Origin of the sequence: Prevotella sp. P3-92 (assembly GCF_002251205.1) — a bacterium.
In the GTDB taxonomy this organism is placed as follows: Bacteria; Bacteroidota; Bacteroidia; order Bacteroidales; family Bacteroidaceae; genus Prevotella.
Genome location: NZ_NPJE01000004.1, coordinates 1 through 24,923, shown reverse-complemented (window position 1 = coordinate 24,923; position 24,923 = coordinate 1). Strand labels below are relative to the sequence as shown.

At 47.5% G+C, this 24,923-nt stretch carries 21 protein-coding genes; 3 read left to right on the top strand and 18 right to left on the bottom strand.

Going from position 1 to position 24,923, the window contains the following annotated elements; translation table 11 throughout:
• Nucleotides 1–160: 160 nt before the first annotated feature.
• The 13 genes from CIK93_RS00640 to infC form a co-directional block, all read right to left on the bottom strand.
• A complete protein-coding gene (locus CIK93_RS00640) occupies nucleotides 161–1,132 on the bottom strand; it encodes a zinc ribbon domain-containing protein (RefSeq protein ID WP_173815103.1) in 972 nt (323 codons plus the stop codon).
• Nucleotides 1,113–2,939, bottom strand: coding sequence for a U32 family peptidase (locus CIK93_RS00635; RefSeq protein WP_094446279.1), 1,827 nt, complete (start codon nucleotides 2,937–2,939; stop codon nucleotides 1,113–1,115). The genes CIK93_RS00640 and CIK93_RS00635 overlap by 20 nt, the downstream gene beginning before the upstream one ends.
• The gene (gene metA, locus CIK93_RS00630) at nucleotides 2,936–3,853 is read right to left on the bottom strand and encodes a homoserine O-succinyltransferase (RefSeq protein ID WP_094390491.1); all 918 of its coding nucleotides are present in this window, start codon (nucleotides 3,851–3,853) and stop codon (nucleotides 2,936–2,938) included. Before metA ends, CIK93_RS00635 begins: the two co-directional genes overlap by 4 nt.
• Before the next feature lie 60 nt (nucleotides 3,854–3,913).
• Nucleotides 3,914–4,669 carry a PP2C family serine/threonine-protein phosphatase gene (locus CIK93_RS00625; RefSeq protein WP_094446278.1) on the bottom strand — a complete coding sequence of 252 codons (756 nt, stop codon included), beginning with the start codon at nucleotides 4,667–4,669 and terminating at the stop codon, nucleotides 3,914–3,916.
• A gap of 14 nt (nucleotides 4,670–4,683) precedes the next feature.
• The gene (locus CIK93_RS00620; protein ID WP_094446277.1) at nucleotides 4,684–5,274 is read right to left on the bottom strand and encodes an FHA domain-containing protein; all 591 of its coding nucleotides are present in this window, start codon (nucleotides 5,272–5,274) and stop codon (nucleotides 4,684–4,686) included.
• Nucleotides 5,275–5,324: 50 nt separating this feature from the next.
• Nucleotides 5,325–8,633, bottom strand: coding sequence for an AAA family ATPase (locus CIK93_RS00615; protein WP_094446276.1), 3,309 nt, complete (start codon nucleotides 8,631–8,633; stop codon nucleotides 5,325–5,327).
• Between the two features lie 2 nt (nucleotides 8,634–8,635).
• Nucleotides 8,636–11,599 (bottom strand): protein kinase, encoded by a 2,964-nt coding sequence (locus CIK93_RS00610; RefSeq protein WP_094446275.1) that lies wholly within the window; start codon nucleotides 11,597–11,599, stop codon nucleotides 8,636–8,638.
• Nucleotides 11,596–12,537, bottom strand: coding sequence for a zinc ribbon domain-containing protein (locus CIK93_RS00605; RefSeq protein WP_094446274.1), 942 nt, complete (start codon nucleotides 12,535–12,537; stop codon nucleotides 11,596–11,598). Before CIK93_RS00605 ends, CIK93_RS00610 begins: the two co-directional genes overlap by 4 nt.
• A gap of 132 nt (nucleotides 12,538–12,669) precedes the next feature.
• Entirely contained in the window at nucleotides 12,670–14,709 is a 2,040-nt protein-coding gene (locus CIK93_RS00600) for a M13 family metallopeptidase (protein WP_094446273.1), read from the bottom strand.
• Between the two features lie 21 nt (nucleotides 14,710–14,730).
• Nucleotides 14,731–16,671, bottom strand: coding sequence for a ribosomal protection-like ABC-F family protein (gene abc-f, locus CIK93_RS00595; protein WP_094446272.1), 1,941 nt, complete (start codon nucleotides 16,669–16,671; stop codon nucleotides 14,731–14,733).
• Nucleotides 16,672–17,984: 1,313 nt separating this feature from the next.
• Nucleotides 17,985–18,329 carry a 50S ribosomal protein L20 gene (gene rplT, locus CIK93_RS00585; protein ID WP_094390499.1) on the bottom strand — a complete coding sequence of 115 codons (345 nt, stop codon included), beginning with the start codon at nucleotides 18,327–18,329 and terminating at the stop codon, nucleotides 17,985–17,987.
• 37 nt (nucleotides 18,330–18,366) lie between these two features.
• A complete protein-coding gene (gene rpmI / locus CIK93_RS00580; RefSeq protein WP_022159100.1) occupies nucleotides 18,367–18,564 on the bottom strand; it encodes a 50S ribosomal protein L35 in 198 nt (65 codons plus the stop codon).
• Between the two features lie 73 nt (nucleotides 18,565–18,637).
• On the bottom strand, nucleotides 18,638–19,324 hold the full coding sequence (gene infC, locus CIK93_RS00575; protein WP_094390500.1) for a translation initiation factor IF-3: 687 nt from the start codon (nucleotides 19,322–19,324) through the stop codon (nucleotides 18,638–18,640).
• 388 nt (nucleotides 19,325–19,712) lie between these two features.
• Between infC and CIK93_RS00570 the strand changes: the two genes are divergently transcribed.
• The 3 genes from CIK93_RS00570 to CIK93_RS00560 are packed head-to-tail and all read left to right on the top strand — an operon-like array spanning nucleotide 19,713 to nucleotide 20,640.
• A complete protein-coding gene (locus CIK93_RS00570) occupies nucleotides 19,713–19,937 on the top strand; it encodes a DUF3791 domain-containing protein (protein ID WP_094434045.1) in 225 nt (74 codons plus the stop codon).
• The gene (locus CIK93_RS00565; RefSeq protein ID WP_254046699.1) at nucleotides 19,904–20,416 is read left to right on the top strand and encodes a DUF3990 domain-containing protein; all 513 of its coding nucleotides are present in this window, start codon (nucleotides 19,904–19,906) and stop codon (nucleotides 20,414–20,416) included. Before CIK93_RS00570 ends, CIK93_RS00565 begins: the two co-directional genes overlap by 34 nt.
• 2 nt (nucleotides 20,417–20,418) lie before the next feature.
• Nucleotides 20,419–20,640: a hypothetical protein gene (locus tag CIK93_RS00560; protein WP_005847932.1), complete on the top strand. Its 222-nt coding sequence runs from the start codon at nucleotides 20,419–20,421 to the stop codon at nucleotides 20,638–20,640.
• Between the two features lie 365 nt (nucleotides 20,641–21,005).
• Here the strand turns inward: CIK93_RS00560 and CIK93_RS00555 are convergent, their stop codons facing one another.
• From CIK93_RS00555 to CIK93_RS13525, 5 genes are all read right to left on the bottom strand, one after another.
• Nucleotides 21,006–21,503, bottom strand: coding sequence for a hypothetical protein (locus tag CIK93_RS00555; protein WP_094446269.1), 498 nt, complete (start codon nucleotides 21,501–21,503; stop codon nucleotides 21,006–21,008).
• A 49-nt stretch (nucleotides 21,504–21,552) separates the two neighbouring features.
• The gene (locus CIK93_RS13530) at nucleotides 21,553–21,663 is read right to left on the bottom strand and encodes a smalltalk protein (RefSeq protein WP_158214686.1); all 111 of its coding nucleotides are present in this window, start codon (nucleotides 21,661–21,663) and stop codon (nucleotides 21,553–21,555) included.
• Between the two features lie 533 nt (nucleotides 21,664–22,196).
• Entirely contained in the window at nucleotides 22,197–22,415 is a 219-nt protein-coding gene (locus tag CIK93_RS00550) for a DUF4248 domain-containing protein (protein ID WP_094390502.1), read from the bottom strand.
• Between the two features lie 433 nt (nucleotides 22,416–22,848).
• Complete coding sequence (locus tag CIK93_RS00545; RefSeq protein ID WP_158214687.1) at nucleotides 22,849–23,781, bottom strand: CHC2 zinc finger domain-containing protein; 933 nt, start codon at nucleotides 23,779–23,781, stop codon at nucleotides 22,849–22,851.
• 14 nt (nucleotides 23,782–23,795) lie between these two features.
• A partial coding sequence (locus tag CIK93_RS13525) for a hypothetical protein (protein WP_094446268.1) occupies nucleotides 23,796–24,923 on the bottom strand: 1,128 nt, incomplete at its 5' end.

Sequence of the window (24,923 nt, the reverse complement as noted above, 5' to 3'; positions counted from 1 at the left end):
AAACGCGGTGCAAAGGTACTACATATTTTTGAGAACACCAAATATTTTGAAAAATTTTTCTGATTTTTTTCTGTATTATGCCCATTTTTTCTGCTTTTCCACCGCAAGCCCTACCCTCTTGAGCCATATATTGACGATTCTTGAGTTTTCCGCACATCCCTTAGACATTCTCCACCCCACACTTCGGACAGATACCTTTGCGATGCATCCTTGCGCCACAATTGCCACAAACATACCGATAATGCGAATACCGGAAATAGCGCCACAGGGCAAAGATGATATAGACAACAAGGAATAAGAAACCTATATAATATAAGGTAGTGATGCTGAAAAGAACATAATCGACTGCACATACTCCAGCAAGTCCGCATAAGTAAAGCAACCCTTCAGAAGGCTCCAAACGATGCACTACATCATCTATCGTCGCCACACCTACGATAAGGATGGCCCATACGGAGGCAATAAAGAGTGCAAGGAACCACGGTAGCGAAAACGGGTTGAGCGAAGGGTGATAATAGAAATGTCGCCACGATTCGGGACTGAACATCTGTATGGATGCATAGAGCGTTGCAGAAGAGGCGATGAGTATGCACAACAATGTAGGATAGAACGAATCAATATCGTTGAAATGAACTATACGCGCATTATGGCGCATCAAACGACGAAGACCGTATGCCACTACGACAACAACCAATAATGCCAGGAATAGCAACAGATGGGTATCTGAAAAGAAATCTATAAACTGGGAAATGGGGTCGTTGGGCGATACGCAAGGCAACATCTCGCTCTCACGAATCCATCCCTGTGTCATCTGGTCGCGCGCCACCTTCACCCAAACGGAATCTATCGTATCTGACGAGATGGTCTTGATGTCGGCCACAACAAGGGGATCGCCTTTCGACACATATAGCGTATCGAAAGCCTGAGATCCTGCCTCATCGGAAATGGGCATCTGGCTGGCCTTAACCACGAAGTTATAGTTCTGAGAATAATGATGGGTAGTAAAGAACGACAAGGAGTCTATCTGACGCTCGGTAAGGTCCCATGCGTCAGGCGAAACAGGTCCATGGTTGTAACAGGCAGACAACAACAGGACGATCACACACAACAGGCTATTTTTCACTTTCTCCATAGACATTCATCTGACAATGACGACAATCAAACTCTAAACGAAACCTACGACCATCAGACAATCGCAGAAACAAGGGTTCCCTCCAATGGGCCTTTGTCCCGCCATGTTTCACACAACCGCCAAGCGCATAGCGCAGACAATGGCGACATTGCATCAACAAGGAAGCCTTCTGTCGTGATGACTGGAGTTCGAATGCTTGTTCGGAAGGATGAAGCCCTTGTGAGATATAAAAGTCGCGTGCCTTTGCGTTGGAGATATTATACAGATAGTCATACGGATAAAGGGCCGACACAGACGCGGGAATGTGGGCCGGTAAAACTTTAGACTGACCATCCGCTTGAGGAGTGGACAACATGAGTTTTTCGACAAGACGCCTGCGCAGATCTGCGAGGAAACTGCTGGGGATGAAATAATTGAAATCATCGCCCATCTCCACTTGCTCGCAAAGATAAGGCGTTCCTCCGAGTTTCGAGAGTTGCCTGACGATATTGTCGCGTTGTGGTTTCTCTGAAGCCTGATGCTCACAGGCAATACCTACCGAAACCTCGCCAACCGAGAGATTAAAGCCCTGTTCGTCGGCTGCCAACCGCATGATGATGGGAATCTTGCGTTCTGCACTCGGACGAGAGAGTAGTTTTTCAAATTCCTGGTCGTTATTACGATAGAGTGCCATTCCTGGACGAAGATTCCGAGGCATCTTTTGAGGATAGAGTCTGTTGCCTTCCGCTCGGTTGACACGGAATCCTTCCAGTTCGCGGTCTCCCGTAATGAAACACAATCCGTCACCATTGGCAAATGCAGCTGTTCCTGCAACATTAAAGGAGTTGTTGCGTATCTCTTTCACATATCCCACATACTCGCCCATGGCCTTTGGTGTATCGGGAGAGAAGATGTCTGGTTGGCGTCCATTCAGGAAATAATGTGTAAAACCACGGTTAAAGGTCTTTTTCAGATTGGGTGTGAAGGTATAGCTGCACGTTCCCTTCGAAGCGCGGCAATAGCGATCAGGCTGATTGGCAACAATCTTATTGAGGCGAAGGTTATAGGCAGCCACGACATTTTTTACATAGGTGACATCCTTCAACCTTCCTTCTATCTTGAATGAGGTGGCTCCTGCTTCGACGAGTTGATCGAACACATCCGCCTGATTGAGGTCTTTCAACGACAAGAGGTGGCGCTGGTGTTCGATTTCGCGTCCTTCTGCATCGACAAGGTCGAATTTCATACGACAGAACTGCGCACACGCTCCACGGTTGGCAGAACGTCCGAAACAGTATTGCGACGCATAGCAGATACCGCTATAGCTGACACACAAGGCTCCATGAACAAACACTTCGAGTTCGACATCTGGCACAGCCTCATGGATGCTTCTGATTTCCTCTACCGATAGTTCGCGTGCCAAGACCACCCGTTGAAATCCCAATTCTGCCAGCCATTTCACCTTATCTGCCGTACGATTGTCGGTCTGTGTTGAGGCATGAAGCGCTATAGGAGGCAACTGGAGTTTGAGCAGTCCCATATCTTGTACGAGAATGGCATCAACCCCCACCCCATGGAGTTCGCGGATAAGTGACAGCGTGTCGTCGAGTTCACCATCATAAATAATGGTATTGACCGTCACATAGACTTTTGAACCAAACAGATGGGCATAGTCGCACAACTGTCTGATGTCGTCCACACTATTTCCCACAGCAGCCCTTGCTCCGAAACGTGATGCTCCGATATATACGGCATCGGCCCCATGGTCAATAGCTGCAATACCGCAGGCAAGGTTCTTGGCAGGTGCCAGCAGTTCCAGTTTTCTCATCGTATAGTATTGATATCGAACGGTGTTGCTTGATATACGTAATAGTTGATCCAATTGTTATAAAACAGATTGGCGTGGGCCCTCCATGTGACAAGGGGCTCGTTGGATGGATTATTGTCTTTATAATAGTTCTTGGGCAAATCCACATCGTCACGTATGCCACAGTCTCGTCGATACTCCTTGTCAAGAGTATTGGGAGCATATTCCAGATGGCCGGTAATAAAGAATTCTCTACCCTCTCGCGCCATCACAATACTCACTCCGCTTTCCGGTGATTCGGCAATCAGACTCAGCTCATGCTGCTTTTCTATGTCTTCGCGATGAATCTCGGTATGTCGGCTATGCGGCATCTGAAACACATCGTCAAAGCCTCGGAAGATAGGGAGCTTGGACTGTAATGTATGTTGGGGGAATACGCCAAACATTTTCTTGGGCAACTGGTATTTCGGCACTCCGTAATGGTAGTACAATCCCGCCTGCGCAGCCCAGCAGATATATAATGTACTAGTCACGTGCGTACGTGCCCATGAGAATATTTCTGTCATTTCATCCCAATAGGTGACATCTTCAAAATCAAGAGTCTCGACGGGTGCACCGGTAATAATCATGCCATCATAACGCTCCTTGCGCATCTGCTGGAAATCTCTGTAGAACATCATCATGTGTTCGATTGGGGTGTTCTTTGGCGTGTGGCTTCTGAGTTTCATGAAGCTCACTTCCAACTGCAAAGGTGTATTTGAAAGCAGACGGATCAAGTCTGTCTCAGTAGTTATCTTCAATGGCATCAGATTGAGAATCACAATCTTCAACGGGCGGATATCCTGCATGTGGGCGCGTGAATCGTCCATCACAAAAATGTTTTCCTTTTTCAGCAACTCTATTGCCGGTAATTGATCTGGTAATTTTAAAGGCATGTTTCTTTCAGTTTACTTTTTCAACACAATCTTTTTCAATACAATCTTTTTTATATATCCTCAATGGCTCTCAGCAACAGCAACAACACAAGCCGACACGTTGTCGAAACCTCCGGCTGTGATAGCTGCCTCACACAAAGCGTTGGCATCCTTCCCTTCATTGAGTAATTTTTCTATATTTTCATCATCTACCATATCGCTGAGTCCGTCAGAACACAACAGGAAGGTACAACCAGCTTTTACATCATTGGTAAACTCGGTAAAGTCGAGAAACGAGGTGGTACATCCTGCTCCGATACAGTTGGTGATGACGTTGGAATGGCGTTTTACACCAGTCATTTCGTTCAGACTGTGGTCTGTCGTGATTTGCTTCAGTTTACCATCTGACAGCATATACAGACGACTGTCTCCGCAGTTCATCCAGAAATAGTTTCCTTCGTAATATAGTATTCCAACGAGTGTGGTACCCATTTCCTGAAGCGTGCGGTCTTCAACACCACGCGAAGAGATCATCTTATTGATGGAAACGAGCCACTCCACCATAGCTTCACACAAGGCACCTTCGCTCAGATGTGCAGGTAGGTCGTGGATGAAGAAATGTAGATTTCTTAGCGTCTCCTCGCTGGCAACTTCTCCGGCATTATGTCCGCCCATTCCGTCTGCCAAAGCCACAATAAAACGATCCTTGTTTTCTGTAAAGAACTGCAAGTCACAGGCCTCACTCCTTACATACTTGTTTTCCACCAGAATCATATCCTCATTATTGCTTCGAATACATCCGACACGACTCGATGCAGTTATCGTTATCTTACTCATATCTTATCTTATCATTATTTTATACTTACTTGTAAACTGACATTTGCTATGGTCAGAATATCTCCATTCTTAACAGACATCGGCACATCGGGCAACAGATCCCGTTGGTTCAGCTTCGTTCCGTTTGAAGAATGCTTGTCTATGACACACCATCCAGAATCTTGTTTGAAGAGCAGTTGGGCATGAACACCCGATACATACATGTTGTTGCTGAAGAATTTTGCGTATGGACCTTGGCGGCGTCCTATGACAGCCCCGTTCACTCCTACGATACGGATGGCCAAAGAAGAGTTGTATAACAACAGCATGGGCATTCCCTTGATTTGCGGGACATCGTTGGGAATTGTTTCCATATTGCCCTTCGTTGCCTGACCGATGCTTACCGACTGGCTGACAAACGACGTTGACAAGGAGGTCATATTATTGCGCTCTTCCCGCTTCTTCTGTAATTCATCGTAACTGATCATCAGACCGCCACAATGGGTACAGCGATGACCCAGTCCTACCCTACCACAACTGCTGCAATAGAGTAATGCCTGACCACATTGATCGCAGAAGCGCGAATCGTCGTCGATCTCTTCTTTACAATTAGGACATATTATCATAATTTCTTTTCTACGTAGATTCTTATTTTATTTGCAATTCCCCTCACGACCTACACGTCACAGATGTCTTCTGGCATAATGGTCTGATAGGTTTCTTTGGTCACCTCCTGCATACCGCTGACTCTGACGGAGAGTTGCTGGATGGTTGCATCGAGCAGGTTGCGCATTTCTCGTGCATTACCGAAATTCTGATCCTTCGATACCACTTTTCTGCAGATCAGGTCCATCAACTTAAATTCAGCTGCTGGCGACAAGGTGTAATTGTCTTTCTGTGCCATCTTCTTGAAAATGGCCTGCAACTCGTCTTCATTATAGTCGTCTATCTGCATCTTATGTGTGAAACGGCTGGCAAGACCTGGATTGGTCATCAGGAAATTTTCCATCTGATCCTTATAGCCTGCAGCAATAACCACAAACTTGCCACGGTCGTCTTCCATCCGCTTCATCAACGTATCGATGGCTTCCTTACCATACTGGTCGTTTTCTGCCGATAGCGTATAGGCTTCGTCGATAAACAGGATGCCGCCCATGGCTTTGTCACACATATTATTGACGATCTTGGGAGTCTCGCCCATGTATTTTCCTACCAACGTGGCACGACTCACTTCCACCACGTGACTTGTCGGGAGAATCTCCATGCTTTGCAACACTTCTCCCATCTTACGGGCGATAGTGGTCTTTCCCGTTCCGGGATTACCCATCAGGATGAAGTTCATAGACATCTGCTGCACTTTTCCTGCGCCCATGGCGGCACGTTGCTTCATGAACATGCTCTGTACTGCCAGACGACGGATCATGTTCTTGACCGAACGCATGCCCACAAACTCGTCCAGTTCTGACAATACTTCGTCCAATGGGCGTGCTTGCTCGTTACGTCCGTCTGCCAAATCGTCTTCCACGATTTTGAACATATCTTCCTGATTGAAATTCGGATCGCTCATCTGTTTCATCAGGCGCTGGCTTTGTTTCTCTACTGCCGAGTCGAAAAGGCGGCGTGCCTCTCGCGCATTACCGAAATTCTTATCCCGTCGCAGATACATCTGCTCAAACTGCCGGTGAATGGCGTTGGTGGTTGATGCATCGATGGTGAATTTCTTTGCCGTCGCCATATTGATGAATATCTGCGTCAACTCATCAGGCGTATAATCGTCGAAATGGATGGTCTGGGTAAAACGACTCTTCAGTCCGGGGTTAGAACTGATGAAATCATGCATCTGGTCCGTATATCCGGCAACAATACAGATGAACTTTCCACGGTCATCCTCCAAACGCTTCAACAGGGTGTCTATGGCTTCACTACCGAATGTGTCGGCATCACTGGTCTTGAGCGTATAGGCCTCGTCGATAAACAATACGCCTCCCAAGGCTGAATCGATCACCTGGTTGGTCTTAATAGCTGTCTGTCCGGAATAGCCCGCTACGAGTTTGCTGCGGTCGGCTTCTACAAGCTGACCTTTCGACAGGATTCCGAGTGTACGAAACACTTCTGCCATGATGCGGGCAACGGTAGTCTTACCGGTTCCCGGATTTCCTGTAAACACATAGTGTTTTCCCTGGAATGTATCCGTCTCTCCACGGCGAATCTGCAGATTGAGAAACGAGACAAGATTGGAAATCTCCTGTTTTACCGCAGCAAGACCCACCATGCCATGGAGCTTCTCGAGACACTCGTCGTAGTTGACACTCTTGGGAGCCTGATAGGGAATATCCACCTGCTCTATCGTCATCAACTGCTGATTGTCGAGACTGTTGATGTCAAGGCGTTGCAGACGTTCTGCCTGACGGGTACAGATTTTGTCAAACAACTGACGCATCGTGCGGCCGTTGGCAAAATCCTTGTCGCGCGACTGATACATCTCCTTGATCATCTTGCGCGCCAATCCTTCTGCCGCCTCGCTAAATTCGTATTTCTTCTCCTTGGCAAACATGTTCATGATGTCGAAAAGTTGCTCTGGAGAGTAGTCTTCTATATTCAGGAAATAGCTGAATCGACTTCTGAAACCCACGTTGATACGGAACAGATTTTCCATCTCCGACCGATAACCTGCAGCAATAACAACAAATTTGCCGCGGTCGTCCTCCATTCGTTTCATCAGCTGTTCAAGGGCCTGCGCTCCTTGCGTGTCGCGCTCGCCCGTCTGACTGAGTGGCGCCAGCGTATAGGCTTCGTCCACGAAAAGGATGCCGCCCATAGCCTTATCACACAGGCGATCTACGATCTTCGGAGTCTCGCCCTGGTATGGACTCACCATCTTCGACCGGTCGGCTTCTACCACATGACCGCTGTCGAGATAACCTATCGACTCCAGTATCTCGCCCAGTTTCCGGGCGATGGTCGTCTTACCGGTTCCGGGATTACCCGTCAGCACGATATGTATGCCGGCTTTCTCTTGATCGCCGAGTCCCCGTTGTGCACGTTCCACACTATTCTTCACGCTATAGGCAATCTCGCGCACGGTCTTCTTGACTTCATCCATTCCGATGAAGCAGTCAAGGTCTTTGAGAATGTCATCCACAGAACGTTCTGCAGGAACATATCCTCTGATGTCACACTCCTCAACGGTATCGGCTAGGGCTCCCCTGCTGATGAAAGAGGTGAAGATATCTTCTGCGGTCTTCACGGCAAGATGTCCGTATCCGAAGGTATCGTCCTTGATCTTCAGTTGATACTGGAAGAACCGTTGCAACTTATGTTCTGCTGCCTGGGTAAAGGAGGTTATGGCGTATTTCTTCCGTAACTCCAGTTTACAGATCTCACAGAGTTCTGCATAGCCTGGTGCAGGCAACCGGAAAGTATATTTGAAGCGGTTCTGCGCCGCAGGATTATTGCTCAGGAAATCGTCAAGTCCCTTGGGAAGTCCCGAAATGATCACGATAGGATTCTCGTTCCATTTGTCCATTTCCACAAACAACTTGTCGAGCGGGTTGACCTGATTGGAATAACGGTCTGGCAACAGTTTCTGTACGTTGTCAAAGAAGAGAATACCGTTGCGCGCCTTTTTCACATTATCGTCCCATTTATCCACGAAACGCTGGTAATCCACGGCGTCAACCATGGTCAACTTGGGTTTCTCGATAATCTTATGTTGATAGAAATAGTCGCGAATGACCTCGGCCAAGGCGGTCTTTCCCGTACCTGTCTCACCAATAATAATGGTATTGATGCTCAACCGGATATTGACAATATCCTTGCGCGATTGTAAATAGGTATAGGTATCTACTACGGTCTTCAACTGACGCTTCACCTCGTCAAGACCGACCATGCGGTCAAGCACGTGTTTTGTGGCAAGAGGTTGGCCGCACCACTTGCAGAATTTCGCTACCGAGCGATTTTCTTTATGACATTTCTCACAGACCATAATTATTCTACATCTCTTTGCAACTGATTGACAACTTTGGTAGGATTGAGCCGCCAGTTGTCCAAATCAGGATTCTTCACATTCAATAGCTTCGGACTATAGACCAGCAGTTCCATGACCATGATGAGCACCATGACAGACCACAGCAGGTAGTGGGCTACCGACTCTCCGCTGATGGAACGTATCTGATTGGAGACATCGTCCAACAGTCCGAACTTAGAACCCTTAAACCGATAACTCTTCTGTCTGAAGGTGAAGTACAAGGGTTCCAGCAGGGAGGTCTTGATGTCGTCGTCCATCACCTCGTCTATCAGGTTTCCGTCATTACGTCTTTCCTTCCGGTAGTCGGTAAAATAGCAGATGGCCATATATACGGCTGTAATGACGATTACTACCGGGACAAACATAGCGGGGGCCGTTTTCTGCGTATGCCGCAGAATGGCCACAGGAATATAGGTAGAGAAGAGTCCCAGACTTCCCCATAATGCCGAGAGCACGAATCCGAAACCGTGGAAATAGGCTCTCATGGCTATGATAAGTGCCATGATTCCTCCCACAGGCAGTACGATGGTGAGTCCGGCATGTTCCAGCAAATACTCGCGTCCGCTGATGCCGCAGACCGCCAGCATCAGAATCCACAGTACGCATAGCGCATAAAAGACCATGCGCAACATGCGTTCCTTCATATTGGCGCGGATATAATCGCCATGCACGCGTTCAAATTTCTGCGCGGTTTGTGTTTTCGCCTCACAATACCTTTTATAATAGGTCTGCGTCTGGTCTATCTCTCCTAATGCCAGTATCCATTGTTCCAGACTCCGTTCGTAACTGTATGACTCGCGGAAGTCTTTTTTCGGATTCTCGTGGTAGAAGATCGACATCCATTGTTTCAACGCACCCCGTTGGAGTTCGCCAATGAGTACTGTACGTTTCCCATACTGCTGCATCGCCTTGACATCATGCAGTTCGATACCGTCCTCCAACATATAGGTTGGACAGACGCCGAGCATCATGCAGAAGCGATAGGCTGCCGTACGGAGGTCGTAAACTCCCAGGCGTTCGGTATTCTCATCGCTCGACATGTCGAAACATGAACGTGCCATATTGATTTGTTCCATCCATCCGTGCAACTGTGCGAAATAATGGAATCGGCCGTCGGGGTCTGAGTAATCGGCTATGGCTGCCGCAAAATCCTCATCATTACTATGCTGGGTATCGTGAAGCAAAGCGAGAAGACAGGCGCCAACGGCACCTGGAGTTTGTGCTTCGCGCAGGTCGAATGCCGCGTTGCGGTCGATATTATACAACACCTTATACCCCAGCGCCTTTGAAGGCTGCTGTCCTTCTGTCATGATGCGCAACGACTCACAGGCCATGCGATCTTCGTGTGCATACATCCACGACAGCAGGCGTCCGTCGCTCAGCGCCATCCATTCGTCGTCTGTACAGTCTTCATACCCGTAGGCTCTGACGATTTCCGAGATGTTGGATGATGGATATTTCGGAAGAAACGGTATTTCGCTATCTACCTCATAGGCCAACTGGAGTATCGCCTTACGCGAGTCTAAGTGGCTGTCTTCGCGGAAATAACTTCTGAGGCGTTCAATATTAGCTGTTGAATGGCTTTCAAGATACAGGAACAGGCTGTCATTTTCGTTCTTCAGGGCCAGCGCATATTCATCGGAGGCTGCAAGTACAGAGATGACCACACTGTGAAGGTTGTCACATAGCTTGCCTCGGAGGTCCCGATACGGATAGGTAGGCTCCATGGCGTAGATGGCCGACATCAGACCTGCTGTCTGATCGACAGGATAGCGATTGCTGACGATATCCTTCAACGTAGCGCTAAGTTTTACATTACCACATTGTTCCAACCAACTGGTAATGTGACCGTTATAGAGATAGTTGATGGCAAGTTTCTCGTTATCTACCAACAAGGGGATGAGTTCATGCACATTATCCGCCACAAGGTTGCGCTCTGGATCTACCACGAAACTGCGATATTTCAGAAGTGGCGATGAAATATCCACGGGGACATTCTCTCCCAGGAACCAGCGCTCCACATGATTGTAGTCCCATCTGCTCTTTGGGTTGACAGCCGTCAGACCCAGTACGATCATCTTGACGCGTTCTGGCAGTTCGTTGATTCTTGGCAGACGTCCTTCGTTTTTCTTGCGCATCATCACGCGCTCATTTTGGCTGAACGGACTCTCTCCGAGCCACAGGGTCATCAAGGCGATTCCCAGCGAGTAGCTATCTACCGAAGGCGTAATCTCCACCTGGCCGTCAATCACGTCGTTATACATCTCCGGTGCTGCATAGGCAGGGGTACGCGCTTGTGTGGTCTTATGCATATCTTCATCGTCACGTATCACACTTGAGATGCCGAAGTCGCCCAGCACCAATTGCGTGTGATTCTCATCGCGGAAGAAGAAATTACTAGGTTTGATGTCTTTGTGGATGATATTGTTGTTGTGGCAATATTCCAAGGCTGCTGCGGCTTGCAGGGCAATACGTCTGAACTGATTGAAGTTACCGTCAAGGTCGTATTCTCCAAGATTACCTCCTCGCAGATATTCCATCAGTTCGTAGTCTCGGTTTTTGCCGTCAACGTATGTCTTGCCGTAATCCTGCACTTTGACAACCATTTCCATGTCAAAGTTCTGAATGATGCGCATCAACGTCTTGTTGATGCTGAAGTTGGGGTAATAGAGTTTCAGCACCTTCTCCCCTTCTCCGTCTTTCACCAGAAACACCTGTGCTTCACCAGAATGGTCGCTCAGACATTTGATATTCTGATAACATTTGCCTTTGAGAATGAAATCTCCTGTCTTTTCTTCATCGTCATTGGCAATTCTATTGGTACGAATGGTTTGGTCATCCGCCATGGCAGATGCCTGTACACGAAACGTTGCCTGTTGGACCCGTTGTGTCTGTTCCGGATTTACGATGGTCTTGTCTGTCATTTCTTATCATCTTTTATGTCGGAACTGCTCTTTTTTCCCAATACCACCCATTTGCCTCCAAGCTGTGGCTTGGCACATCCGCAAGGACTGCTGTGCATGGCGTTTTTATAGTTGCATACCCACGCGAGGCGTATGCCTTGTGGCTTGCAGGCCATAGTGTAGTTTCTGGCCATGATAGGCGACTCGGTAGGTCTGGTTGCAAGTTTTTCCAACGCTTCTGCCAGCGCCTCCATATTTTGCTGTTTCAACTTCTCCAACTGTTTATCGGTCATGCGGTTGCGCGATGGAATCACGATGTCTTCCTCAGGCATCCCCGAGTCTTTCGCGAGAAGCGTCAACACGCGTTTTCTCAACTCATCGTTCTTTTTGTCGCGCAGACGGTCTTTCTCCGTACAGGCAGGCAGGATGCTTTCCAGAAGGTTGTACTCCTTGACGATCTCTTGCAGATGGATATAATCGGGCTCTTTCTGCAATCGCTTCACCATCTCCTTGGCTTCTGCCGTCAGCGGAGTGCCGCATTTCTTGCAGAAAGCAAAATCGTTCATCGTATGACAGGTCGGACAAACCAGTCCTCCTCTCGGACTTCCACATTCGGGACAGTAGGCTTCGTTGCCGTGGAGCGCATAGCCGCAGTACGAACAAACGTCTTTGCGCACATACCGATGGCAGGTCTCACAGAAATCTGCTCCTGGGTCCATTTCTGCTCCGCAATAGGGACACGTAAGTTTTCCTATGGGTTGTCCACATTGTGCACAAAAGATGGATTCTTCTTCATTTTCTGCGCCGCAATACGGACATACTTTGACTTTGGCACGCAAGGTTTGCATTTCCGCCTGCTGCAAAACCTGATCTTCTTGGAGTTCTTGGCTTGGCAACATTTCCTGCGGACGTACTGTGCGCTGGTTTTGGTTTCTAATTATCTGGTTATCTTCTATCATTACTACAAACGTTGTAATATTGTTGCAAAGATACTTATTTTTTTTGAAAATATACTAAAAAAACCGCTGTAAATTATCATCTACAGCGGTTTTTCTTATAATTTCTTTTTATAAATGCCTCAAATCGGGTGTTTACCAGAGTTCCAACCGTTCTGATTTCGGAATAAACATCTTATCTCCTTCTTTGATGCCGAATGCCTCATACCACATGTCGATATGGGGAAGCGCACCATTCACACGCCAACGGCTGAGGGAGTGTGGGTCGCTCTTGGTGCGGTTGCGGATTTCGGCTTCATTGATATTTCCTGCCCATACTCCTGCGTAGGCGAGGAAGAAGCGTTGCTCAGGTGTCAGTCCGTCGATCACGGGAAGGGTCTGGGTCTTGGTGGCGTTCTTCAGCGCGTAATAGGCCACCTGCAGACCGCCATGGTCGGCCAGGTTCTCACCAAGGGTCAGACGTCCGTTGGCATTCAGGTCGGGCAATACTTTGATATTGTTGAAGAATTCCACATAGCGGTCGGTACGTTCCGTAAAATTCTTCCCATCCTCAGCCTTCCACCAGTCATGCATATTACCGTCTTTGTCGTATTGTCGTCCCTGGTCGTCAAATCCATGGGTCATTTCGTGACCGATGACCACGCCGATCGCACCATAGTTGAAGGCGTCGTCTGCCTCTGGGTCAAAGAACGGGGGCTGAAGGATGCCGGCAGGGAAACAGATTTCGTTGGTGGTTGGATTATAATAGGCGTTGACGGTCTGCGGATTCATATACCAGTCGTCTTTGTCAACAGGCTTTCCTGCGGTATGGTTGATCTGCCATTTGTTCCAGAAGCGGTTACATTCCTTCATATTGTCATAATACGATTTCGACGGATCAATAGTCAGCTCGCTCATATCGGTCCATTTGTCGGGATATCCTATCTTGACATAGAAGGTGTTGAGTTTCAACAAGGCATTCACCTTGGTACTGTCGTCCATCCAGGTTTGTGCGGCAATACGCTCGCCCAGGGCGATACGGAGGTTTTCCACCAAGGTGGTCATGCGCTTCTTAGAAGAGGCGGGGAAATACTTCTCTGTATAGATTTTTCCAAGGGCCTCACCCATCACGCCTTCCACCTGCGAGGTGGCTCTGCGCCAGAGGGGATGGTTTTCCTTGCGTCCTGCCATCACCTTGCCGTAGAAATCGAAACTGGCTTGTGCGGCTTCGTCGTTCAGCAGGTTGGCGGCGCCGTTGATGATGCGCCATTCCATCCAGTCGCGGTATGCCGGAGCTGAGAGACCGGCAATCACTTTCTCGGCACCTGCCATGAAGTCGGGCTGGCCTACGACGAGTGTCTGCAGGTATTTGCTGTCTATGCCTTTGGCATTCATCAGCTGTTCCAGTTGCAGATGGGGATATTTGCTCTGAAACTCCTGGAGCGTCATCTTGTTGTAGTTGGCTTTCGGGTCACGCAGCTGGGTATTTGATCGTGATACTTTCGCCAAAGCCATCTCTATCTTCATGACGTTCTGCATCTTCTTCTGTGCCGCCCCCGTCTTGAATCCGAAGAGTCGGAACATTTTCACGATGTGGAGCTTGTACGCCTCACGGATTTTTGTCGTGGCGGGATCATTCTCCAGATAGTAGTCTTTCTGTCCGAGGGTCAGTCCGCCTTGGTTGACGCCGAGGATGTTTTGCGTAGCATTCATCTCGTCGGCTCCGATACCGGCGCCATAGAACATAGGTGCTCCTGCGGGCATCATTTCCTTTTGGATGGCAAAGAGCTGACTGGTGGTCTTGGCGGCTTCAAGGCGCTTGAGGATGGGCTGTACGGGCGAGAGTCCGTCTTTTTCTCTGCGGTCTGTATCTACAGCCATTTTGTAAAGGTCGCTTAACTTACGCTCTACCGTTCCTTCGGCATAGCTGTTCTCTTGCAGCTCCTTCAGGATGCCGTTGATGCGCTTAGTATTGTTTTCTGCCAGGCGGTCAAAACTTCCATAGCGTGAATAGGCTGCCGGCAGAGGGTTGGCTTTCATCCATCCGCCACAGGCATAAGTGAAGAAATCGTCTCCAGGACGGGCACTCTGATCCATGTCGGCCAGAGACAATCCCGATTTCAGTTGTTGCTGGGCCATCGAAGGAATGGCCATCGTTGTAACTGCCATCATTAGAAGTAATTTTTTCATTTCCATAATATTATTGATCTTTGTTCGTCATTTCGTTAATGCGTCATACGCTTCTGAGAGTTGTTCCCAGCGCTCCACTTCTTCGTCGAGGGCTGCCTTGATATTGGTATATTCGGTCACCAGTTCCATATTGGATGCCTGTGCGGGGTCCATGAGGAGTTGGTCCAACTGTTTCAGGCGGTCTTCCATCTCGCTGATCTTCTTCTCCGAAGCGGCTACGGCCTTTTCTGCCTTACTGATCTTCTTCTGCTGTTCTTTGCGTTCGGCATACGACAGGGCTGGCGATTTTTCGTCTGATTTTTTCTCTGCTGCCTTGGGTGTCTTTTCTGCCGCAGGCTTCGTTTCCAACTGGCTCAGTTCGTCAATACGCTTCGACTGTAGGAAATCGTAGATGCCTCCGAGGTGTTCTCTGATGCGTCCTCCGCCAAACTCATAGACCTTGGTGACCAGGCCGTCAAGGAATTCACGGTCGTGGCTCACGATGATGGCTGTGCCGTCGAAGGCCTTGATGGCTTCCTTCAACACGTCTTTCGAGGGCATGTCGAGGTGGTTGGTGGGCTCGTCGAGGATCAACAGGTTGACGGGTTCGAGCAACAGCCGGATCATGGCCAGACGACTGCGTTCGCCGCCACTCAACACCTTCACTTTCTTGTCAGATGCTTCGCCTCCAAACATGAAAGCGCCGAGGATGTCGTTGATCTTCAGTCTGACCTCTCCTTTTGCCACACGGTCTATCGTTTCAAATACGGAGAGCGACTCGTCGAGGAGCTGGGCTTGGTTCTGTGCGAAATAGCCGATCTGTACGTTATGCCCTATCTTCAACATACCGTCGTAGGGTATCTCGCCCATGATACATTTCACGAGGGTTGACTTTCCTTCGCCGTTCTTTCCCACAAAAGCCACCTTCTCCCCTCTTTTGATGGTCAGGTTGGCATGCGAGAATACGGTATGGGCGCCATAGTCTTTCCTGACGTCCTCACAGATGACGGGATAGTCGCCGCTTCGCAGACAGGGTGGGAATTTCAGGTGCATGGCGGAGTTATCCACCTCATCCACCTCGATAGGTACTATCTTCTCCAGTTGTTTCACCTTCTGCTGCACCTGTACGGCTTTGGTGGCCTGATAGCGGAAGCGCTCGATAAAGGCGCGCATCTCGGCTATCTCCTTCTGCTGGTTCTCGTAGGCACGCTGCTGTTGTTCGCGACGTTCCTTTCTAAGCACCATATATTCATCGTAGCGCACCTTATAGTCTATGATGTGTCCACACGATATCTCCAGGGTGCGATTAGACACATGGTTGATAAAGGCGCGGTCGTGACTGACCAATACTACGGCTTTCGCACTTTGGGCAAGAAACTGCTCCAACCATTGTATCGACTCGATGTCGAGGTGGTTGGTAGGCTCGTCGAGCAACAGCACGTCGGGCTTCTGCAACAGAATCTTTGCCAGTTCGATACGCATGCGCCAACCTCCTGAGAACTCGCGTGTGGGACGGTCGAAGTCTGTTCTTACAAAACCGAGACCTGTCAGGGTGCGTTCCACTTCGGCATCATTACTGTCCGCTCCCATCATCATGTAGCGGTCGTGCTCCTGCGTGAAGCGTTCCACCAGCGCCAAATAACTTTCGCTCTCGTAGTCCGTACGTTCTGCGAGTTCGCGATTGAGTTTGTCTATCAACTGTTGCTGTCGTGTGACATTGGCGAAGGCTTTCATCGCCTCTTCTTTCACGGTCGTATCATCCTGCAACACCATCACCTGTGGCAGATAGCCGATAGTGGTGTCGGAGGGCACGTTGACAGTTCCTGCCGTAGGATGCTGCAAGCCACACAGTATTTTCAAGAGCGTTGATTTACCAGCTCCGTTCTTACCCACAAGGGCAATACGGTCGCGGTCGTTGACCACAAAACTGGCATTCTGGAAGAGGGGTTTGACCCCAAACTCCACCTGTAATCCTTCTACTGATATCATTCTATTTATATTTACCATGCAAAGTTACAAAATTATTCCCGTATTCCCACCGAAAAGGTCGCACGGATTACAAGGAAATTTTTATCCACGGAACACACGGAGTACACGGAGTGTTTAGGTTATGGGTTATGGGTTAGTGATTAGTGATTAGTGATTAGTGGTTAAAGGTTAAAGGTTAAAGGTTAAAGATTATTTTTAAGATTTTCGTTAAGATTTCGAGCCTGTAAGGCGATCCCCATAAAAACCCTTCCCAAAAGCGAGGTATTCGAGCGCATTTTCAGTCAAGGATTTTTGTTAATGATTATATTTTTAGTTGCCTGTCGGCAAGAAATCTTAGAGGAAATCTTTGGTAAAAATCTAAGGACCTAAACGGTCCAGAAATCTATTTAATAATATTGTTATCTTCCTAAAATATTTCTTGCGAAGCAACATCTTAAACAAGATTTCCTCCAAAGATTTCTTGCCGTAGGCAACCCCAAAAAATCCATCTAACATCCGATGATCATACAAAAAGAAGAGGCGGTATTCACATACAACCTCTTCAGCCTTATCATAAAAAAATCCTTATTTATTTTACTGTGGTTGCAAATATACGAATAAATACGAAAAATGCACTACACACAGTGCACTTTTTAACATAATTTGCACCATGCACAGTGCATTTTTCTTAATAATGTCAGAAATCTCAGAAACGTTGGTGCTCCGAAAAAATCCACGGACCACACGGAGAACACGGAGTGTTTAGGTTATAGGTTATAGTTTAGAGGTTAAAGATTATTCTCAAGATTTTCGTTAAGATTTCGAGCATCTCCGATGCGATCCCCATAAAAACCCTTCCCAGAAGCGAGGTATTCGAGCGCATTTTCAGTTAGGATTTTCGTTAAAGATTTTATTTTGTGTTGCTTACGCAAGAAATCTTAGAGGAAATCTTCATGTAAAATCTAAGGACCTAAACGGTCCAGAAATCTATATTTAGTTTTAATCCGACAACCCTAAAATATTTCTTGCGTAAGCAACATCTTATTAAAAAAGATTTCCTCCAAAGATTTCTTGCCGTAGGCAACCCCAAAAACATCCGTATAAATTCCGTCTAAATTCCGATGATAAAAAATATTTCTTGCGAAGCAATATCTTAAATAGGATTTCCTCCAAAGATTTCTTGCGCTCGCGCAACCCCAAAAAACATCCATGATTTCTGTGTGACATTAAAAAGGGAGGGAACCAGCAAAAGAATAAATCCGTGTGAGATAAAAAAAGCAGGAACACCTTGCGAGTATTCCTGCATTTTTTCGTTCTCTTACGAGAATAAGACTTTACTTAACCTTCTCGACGATAGCCTTGAAAGCCTCAGGGTTGTTGACAGCGAGGTCAGCAAGCACCTTACGGTTGATTTCAATACCAGCCTGAGCGAGCTTGCCCATCAGAGCAGAGTAGCTCAAACCTTCGATACGGGCAGCAGCGTTGATACGCTGAATCCACAGAGCGCGGAAATTGCGTTTCTTGTTCTTACGGTCGCGGTAAGCGTAGGTAAGACCCTTTTCCCATGTGTTCTTCGCTACTGTCCAAACATTCTTGCGGGCACCAAAGTAACCGCGAGTGAGTTTCAGAATTCTTTTACGTTTTGCTCTTGAAGCAACGTGATTTACTGATCTTGGCATAGTTTTCTTCTTACTTTAATGTTTGACAATAGGTGAATTAACGGAGACACAACAGGTCACGAACCTGCTTCAAGTTGCTGTTGTCCACGATAGCCTGGTGAACCAGGTTACGCTTCTGCTTCTTAGTTTTTTTAGTCAGAATGTGACTGTGGTAAGCATGGTGTCTCTTGATCTTACCTGTACCGGTGAAACGAAATCTCTTCTTTGCGCCGGAATTTGTCTTTACTTTTGGCATTGTTTTGTTATTTAATTGTTATTTAATAATATGGTGGCAACGCATATACCGGGCGTTACGCACCTGTTTTCGTTCAGATATTGTTTTTCAACTTTTCGAGAGCGTCTGCGCTAATCTTGGCGTTTGCCAGCATACCGCTTTTCGTTTCCACGCGCTCTTTGGCCTGCTGCTGCTCTGCCTCTTTGATCTCGGCTGCAGAAGCCTCTCTGTCGCGAGCCTGTTGACTCTTCTTGGCCACACCTGCTTTCTTAGGAGCGAGATAGATAAACATCTTCTTACCTTCGAGTGAAGGCATGTGTTCTACCTTACCGTATTCCTCCAGATCGTTTGCGAAACGCAACAGGAGCACTTCTCCTTGTTCCTTAAACAGGATAGAACGTCCACGGAAGAATACGTATGCGCGTACCTTATTACCATCTTCCAGGAATTCCTTGGCGTGCTTCAGCTTAAACTGGTAGTCGTGCTCATCGGTCTGAGGTCCGAAGCGAATCTCCTTCACTTCCACCTTCACCTGCTTGGCTTTCATTTCCTTCTGACGCTTCTTCTGCTGATAGAGGAACTTCGAATAGTCGATAATGCGACAAACGGGAGGGTTGGCATTTGGGGATATCTCAACGAGGTCAACGCCCTCTGCACGAGCCATATCCAATGCTTGACGAGTGGGAACTACTGTTGATCCGTCGTCTCCCACAATACGTACCTCACGCACACGAATCTGTTCGTTGACGCGGTACTGATTCTTCATGTTGTCATTCTTCATCGACTATATTTTCGGTGTAATTACTCAAATTGGCTGCAAAGTTACTGCTTTTATTCGGACTAACAAAACTTTTCGCATTATTTTTTCATTATTTCTCACATAATTTTATTCCCCACCCTATTTTGTCGCACAAGGAGCGTTTAGGTTATAGGTTAGTGGTTAAAGGTTAAAGGTTAAAGGTTAAAGGTTAAAGGTTAGAGGTTAAAGGTTAAAGATTATTTTTAAGATTTTCGTAGGATGACAAACCTCAGACTTCAGCCTTCAGACCTCAGACTTCATCCCTCACCCCCCTTATTTTTTTCTCTTTATAAAAGAAAATACCGGGAAAAGTTGGTGATTTCTAAATATTTCGTTATATTTGCATTAAAAATTTTTAAAAGCGGGAAATATGGATTTGACTCATAATATAATTGAATACGTGAACTGCTGCGTGGGTGCTTTTGCGAATCGTTTTAAGCTTTCATTGGCAGATTCGTACGCCTATCTGCGTAGATTTAAAGGAATAGACTTCCTTGTTGATTGCTATGCGGCTGAGCATACTCTTTCAATAGAGGATGCGGTGGAGGATATTACCATATTATGTCAAAAGAATGGAGGACGATTAGGATGCTAAAATTATATCATGGTAGCAATGTCGTGATAGATAAAATAGATTTATGTCTTTCACGAAAAGGCAAGGATTTTGGATGTGGCTTTTATCTGAATCCAAATGAATCGCAAGCAAGGGAAATGGCAGTTCGTACTGCCCAAAGACTACAGGAGGGAACACCTGTAGTTAATGCTTACTTGTTTGATGACAGCTTGCTTATGGAAGATTCAACGGTTTTATCCGTTAAAGTCTTTGAAAATTATTCTGAAGAATGGGCAGAATTCATTTTGATGAATAGAAGGAATATCTCTTCTACGCCTGCTCATCCTTATGATATAGTTATTGGTCCGATTGCAGACGATACGGTAGGTCTTCAAATGCGTCGTTTTATCCAGGGCTATATCAGTATTGACAGAATGATTGAAGAACTGCGATTTCAAAAGCCTGCTGTTCAGTATTTCTTTGGAACAGAAAAAGCTGTTAGTTACTTAAAGAAGATTTGATTATGAATGAAGATATACAGTTTCAGATAGAATGTCTCTCTACAGAATTGGTTGAGATGCTGATGCAGAAGTATGGATGGGATATGAAGAAAGCTCTGGATGAGCTGTATTCTTCAGAAACCTATAAGCGCCTGTGTAATCCTGCCTGTGGCTTGTATTACGAAGGAGCAGTGTATGTATTCTCCTATTTGGAGAATGAGATGGAAACTGGAGTGGTAAAATGAATCCTTGCGAAGCAACTGAAATCCACGGAACACACGGAGCACACAGATTCTAGTTAAAGATTTTGTTCAAGATTCTAGTTTAGATGTCGAGCCGTAGGCGATCCCCAAAAAATCCCTCCCATAAAGCAACGTACTGTTGCGCATTTTCAGTCAGGATTTTATTTAAAGATTATTATTTCTGGCCATAGGCCATTTTTAAACAAGATTTCCTCCAAGATTTCTTGCCGTAGGCAACTAAAATAATCCACGGAACACAAATCAAATCTGTGTCATCCGTGTCCTCCGTGGATAAAGAATACAGCGCCCCTTGACAACAAGGAGCGCTGTGACGATGAAGGAATTATGGTTAAGAAGAAAACGGAAGACTAACCCTCCAGACCTCCGCCACCAGGCTGTTCTGTACCCTGGTCGCTTCCACCGGGTTTCTGCTCAGTACCCTGGTCGCCGCTGCCAGGATTGGTAGTAGAACCGGTATCCTCGCCGTCCACCTTAGGTGCATCGATGGAGTCAGGCAACTTGATGTTAAACTCCTTGTCCATGTACTTAAACAACACCTGGTTGACGTTAGAGAAGGCGAAGGTACGCTTCAGCTTCAGGGCATACTGGTAGATAGGAGTACCCTTGATGCCGTTCTTCTCGTTCGGGCGGTTAGCCTTAAGCCATGCGCTGCAGGCAGCCTGCTGCTTGGCGAACTTCTCGCGCTGCAGCTTCTGCTTCTCGGTAGCAGGACCCTTGTATGGGTTGGCGAGTTTGGCGAGATGGATTTTGTTACTAGACTTGTTAGTGGCGAAGTAGTCGTTAGACTTGTTACCATACTTACCACTGATACCCTTGATGATGTCGATTGCTTGAATTGTAGCCATAATAATTGTGTTTTTTTAAGGTTAATAACTGAACTTTCGCATGTGGTTGTCAGATGCCGACGCAACTCTGAACGCCGAGTGTGGCGAGGAGTGCTGTGATCACGCTTACGATAAACTGGAGTACAGTCTTGAGCGTTTCTTTGTTTTTTGTGTTACTCATGGTATTAGATCATTAAAGTTACTTACTTGGCTGTTGTCACCTGCTACATTCGGGGCGCCTCCGAGATGCGTTCGGCTTCTGCCAGCCTTTTTTGTTTCTGTTGCAAAGATACGACATCCCCAAAAATCAATCATACGTTTCTATACGTTTCCTGCGATTCGAGGACATTTTCTTTTAAATTCCTGAACTTTCGCATGTGGGGAAGTTAAGGGAAGTTAGGGAAGTTAGAGAGAAGTTAAGGGACTTAAAGATTATTCTAAAGATTTTCGTTAAGATTTCGAGCATCTCCGATGCGATCCATAATAAAACCCTCCCCAAAAGCGAGGTATTCGAGCGCATTTTCAGTTAGGATTTTTATTTAAAGATTTTATTTCCGTCTAATATCCGTTTAAATTCCGATGATTGATTTCTGGCCAAAGGCCATTTTTTAAACAAGATTTCCCCCAAAGATTTCTTGCCGTATGCAACCCCCAAAACATCCGTGTAAATTCCGTATAAATTCCGATGATCCGATGATCCGATGATCCGATGGATCACGGCCCACCCAGGTATTCCACGATGAGTCTGACCTCCCGTGCCGAAAACCACTTACTCGTTTTCCTGTACCCCTGCTTCGCAAGGGCAGCCGTCAGGGGCTGACAGCGGCAGATCCATGACATCAGGCGGTTGACCGCCGTGTGCGGCGTGGCAGACGGGAAATATCTGAGCGCCAAATCTTTTTTGGTATAAGACCGAATTTCAAAATCGTTCATAGCGTGTTGTTGTTAACTGAACTTTCGCATGTGGGGAAGTTAGGGAAGTTAGAGAGAAGTTAAGGGACTAATGTCCTACGTCTTACGGCAAAAGGCTATTGTCTCTTTACTTCCCGAACGACCGTAGGAAGTGATCACTTCCATTTTATGGCACCTTTTCTCGCCATGACAGAATTAAAGCGAGCTTTATTCTGCTCATTTGGCTTAACGAAAACGTTCTTTAACTTCAATCAATTCCCTCAGTTGCGCATGTGGGGAAGTTAAGGGAAGTTAGGGAAGTTAGAGAGAAGTTAAGGGACTAATGTCCTACGTCTTACGGCAAAAGGCTATTGTCTCTTAACTTCCCGAACGACCGTAGGGAGTGATCACTTCTTTAACTTCAATCAATTCCCTCAGTTGCGCATGTGGGGAAGTTAAGATAACTTCTTTAACTTCAATCAATTCCCTCAGTTGCGAAACTTGAATTGTTAATAGATGAAACATAATAATCAGAGAAATCCTTGCACCCTGCCGGCAACTGGTGGTGATGGAGCGTCGGCAATACCTCACGCAACTGCATGAAGAGACGCTCGCCAGGCGCATCGCGGTCGGGAAACATGTGGAACGACGTACCCAACCGGTTTGCCAGATCGCTCAACAACTCCTTGTCTGCCACGGAGAGCAAGGTGGCAGACGGAATCGCCACTGCCTTATGCCCCGCCGAGAGCATCGCCCAACAGTCGGAGCATCCCTCCGTGATGTAGAGCGGTTCCTCAGGCCGCAGCATCGCCACCACAGGCAGGTTGTAGATGGTGCAGCGCGCCCCGTAGGGGAAGCGGAAGCGAGGCGTCACGTCCCCCTTGTGGTAGTCGAGGTTGCGGTTCTGCAAACCGATGAGCTGCCCCGTCGTGTCGAAATACGGCGTCTGCAACCAATGGATGCCCAGACGGTCGGTCCATGACGACAGGCGACACCAGCGCACCACACGCGGATTGATCTTCCGTTCGGCAAACAGGAACTGTTGCGCCTCGCTGCTCAACCACGGATGTTCGAAGTTGCGGGCATAGCGCGAGGCATCAAACGGCCTCATTGCTTTCTCCGCCACAGGCGTGCGCGGTCGGTATTCGTCGATCACCACGTTAGCATCGTCAGCCAACCAACGGCACGCCCTGGGGAAATCCTTGTCGAGGTGGCGCATCACGAGGTCTATCGTGCCGCCGTGAGCCCCACAGGCAAAACACCTGAAGCTATTAGTCCTTGCGAGAAACGTCATACTCGCATGATGGTCATCATGAAACGGACACAGACATTTATGTCGCGTCACCCGCAGTCCGAGGCGCTCCGCCACCGCCTCAATGGGCAGTGCGCGAAGCTTTTCAATCTTCATTCTGTCGAGCATGGCTATTTCCTTTTAGTACCACGTCCGGCAACATTCCCCGTCAGATACTCCTGCGTCTTGGAGTACAGCCCCGTCTGGGCAGAATAGGTGATGAAGTTGCGGTGAGTCCAAACATGCAACTGGCCTCTGGTCCCCTCCCTCGATTTGCCGAGAGAGACGCGGAGAGCCTCCAGTTGCGCCTCGTTAAACGTATCAGGCAAGTCACACAGCATGTTCTTCGGACCACTCTTCTGTGCGTCACCCAAACTGTCGCTACCCTCTTTGAACATATCTCCAAATATTTGCGATTTAGACCAGAGGTCGTAATACACCAGCCATTCCACGAAATCGCCCATGCCCTTAGTCCATGTCATGCCGTTCAGGATATAGAGCACGCACCCTTTCTTCCATGCATTCACGATAGACCGCTTACTCATATCCCACAGGGTATCATCATCCGTGAGGTCAGCCAGCGCCGCCATGTCGAGCGCCAGTCTATCAGCCAGTTTGTTGAGCGGTTTCACGACATGGCGTCCTTTGCAAGCCTGCAGGCGCACGATATAGGCATCGAGTTTCTTGAGGAAATCCTCATCATACTCCCCCTGTCGTGGAATATGCCCATCGCGATTGCCGCGAGCCTTATAGGAGAAAGCCACACGTCCGAGCGTACCGTTAAACAAGTCGCGCTTGAAGAAATTCCTTGCTTCACCCGGAGTACATGAAATATTCATGTTGACACGCAGCACCGGATTTCCCGTCACACCCTCAGCCGTGGCACGAAGTGCACCAGCCCTGGCCTTGTCATAGATGTTGCGGATAGTCTGCGTCACCTGCTTATGACCGCCGCATATCTTGTCAGCCATCTCTACCTCCGGCATGTTATAGTATTGCGTGTGTGCGTTCCCCTGTTCACATGCCATCGCATTCTGTATGAAGGCAGCATTGGTCACATCGGAAGGTGGAAACCAAAACGAGACATCAGGACGAATAGGTTTCTCCTTGTTGGCACCTTTCGACTTCATGTTTCTTTGCCATTCCACGAGCTTCTGTAACTCCACTTCATCATGCTTTCGCGCGAAACGCATCATCGCTTCAACATATCCCTGCAGTTGGCCTTTTCCGCCTGCAGAACCTGCCGAAAGTGCATCTAT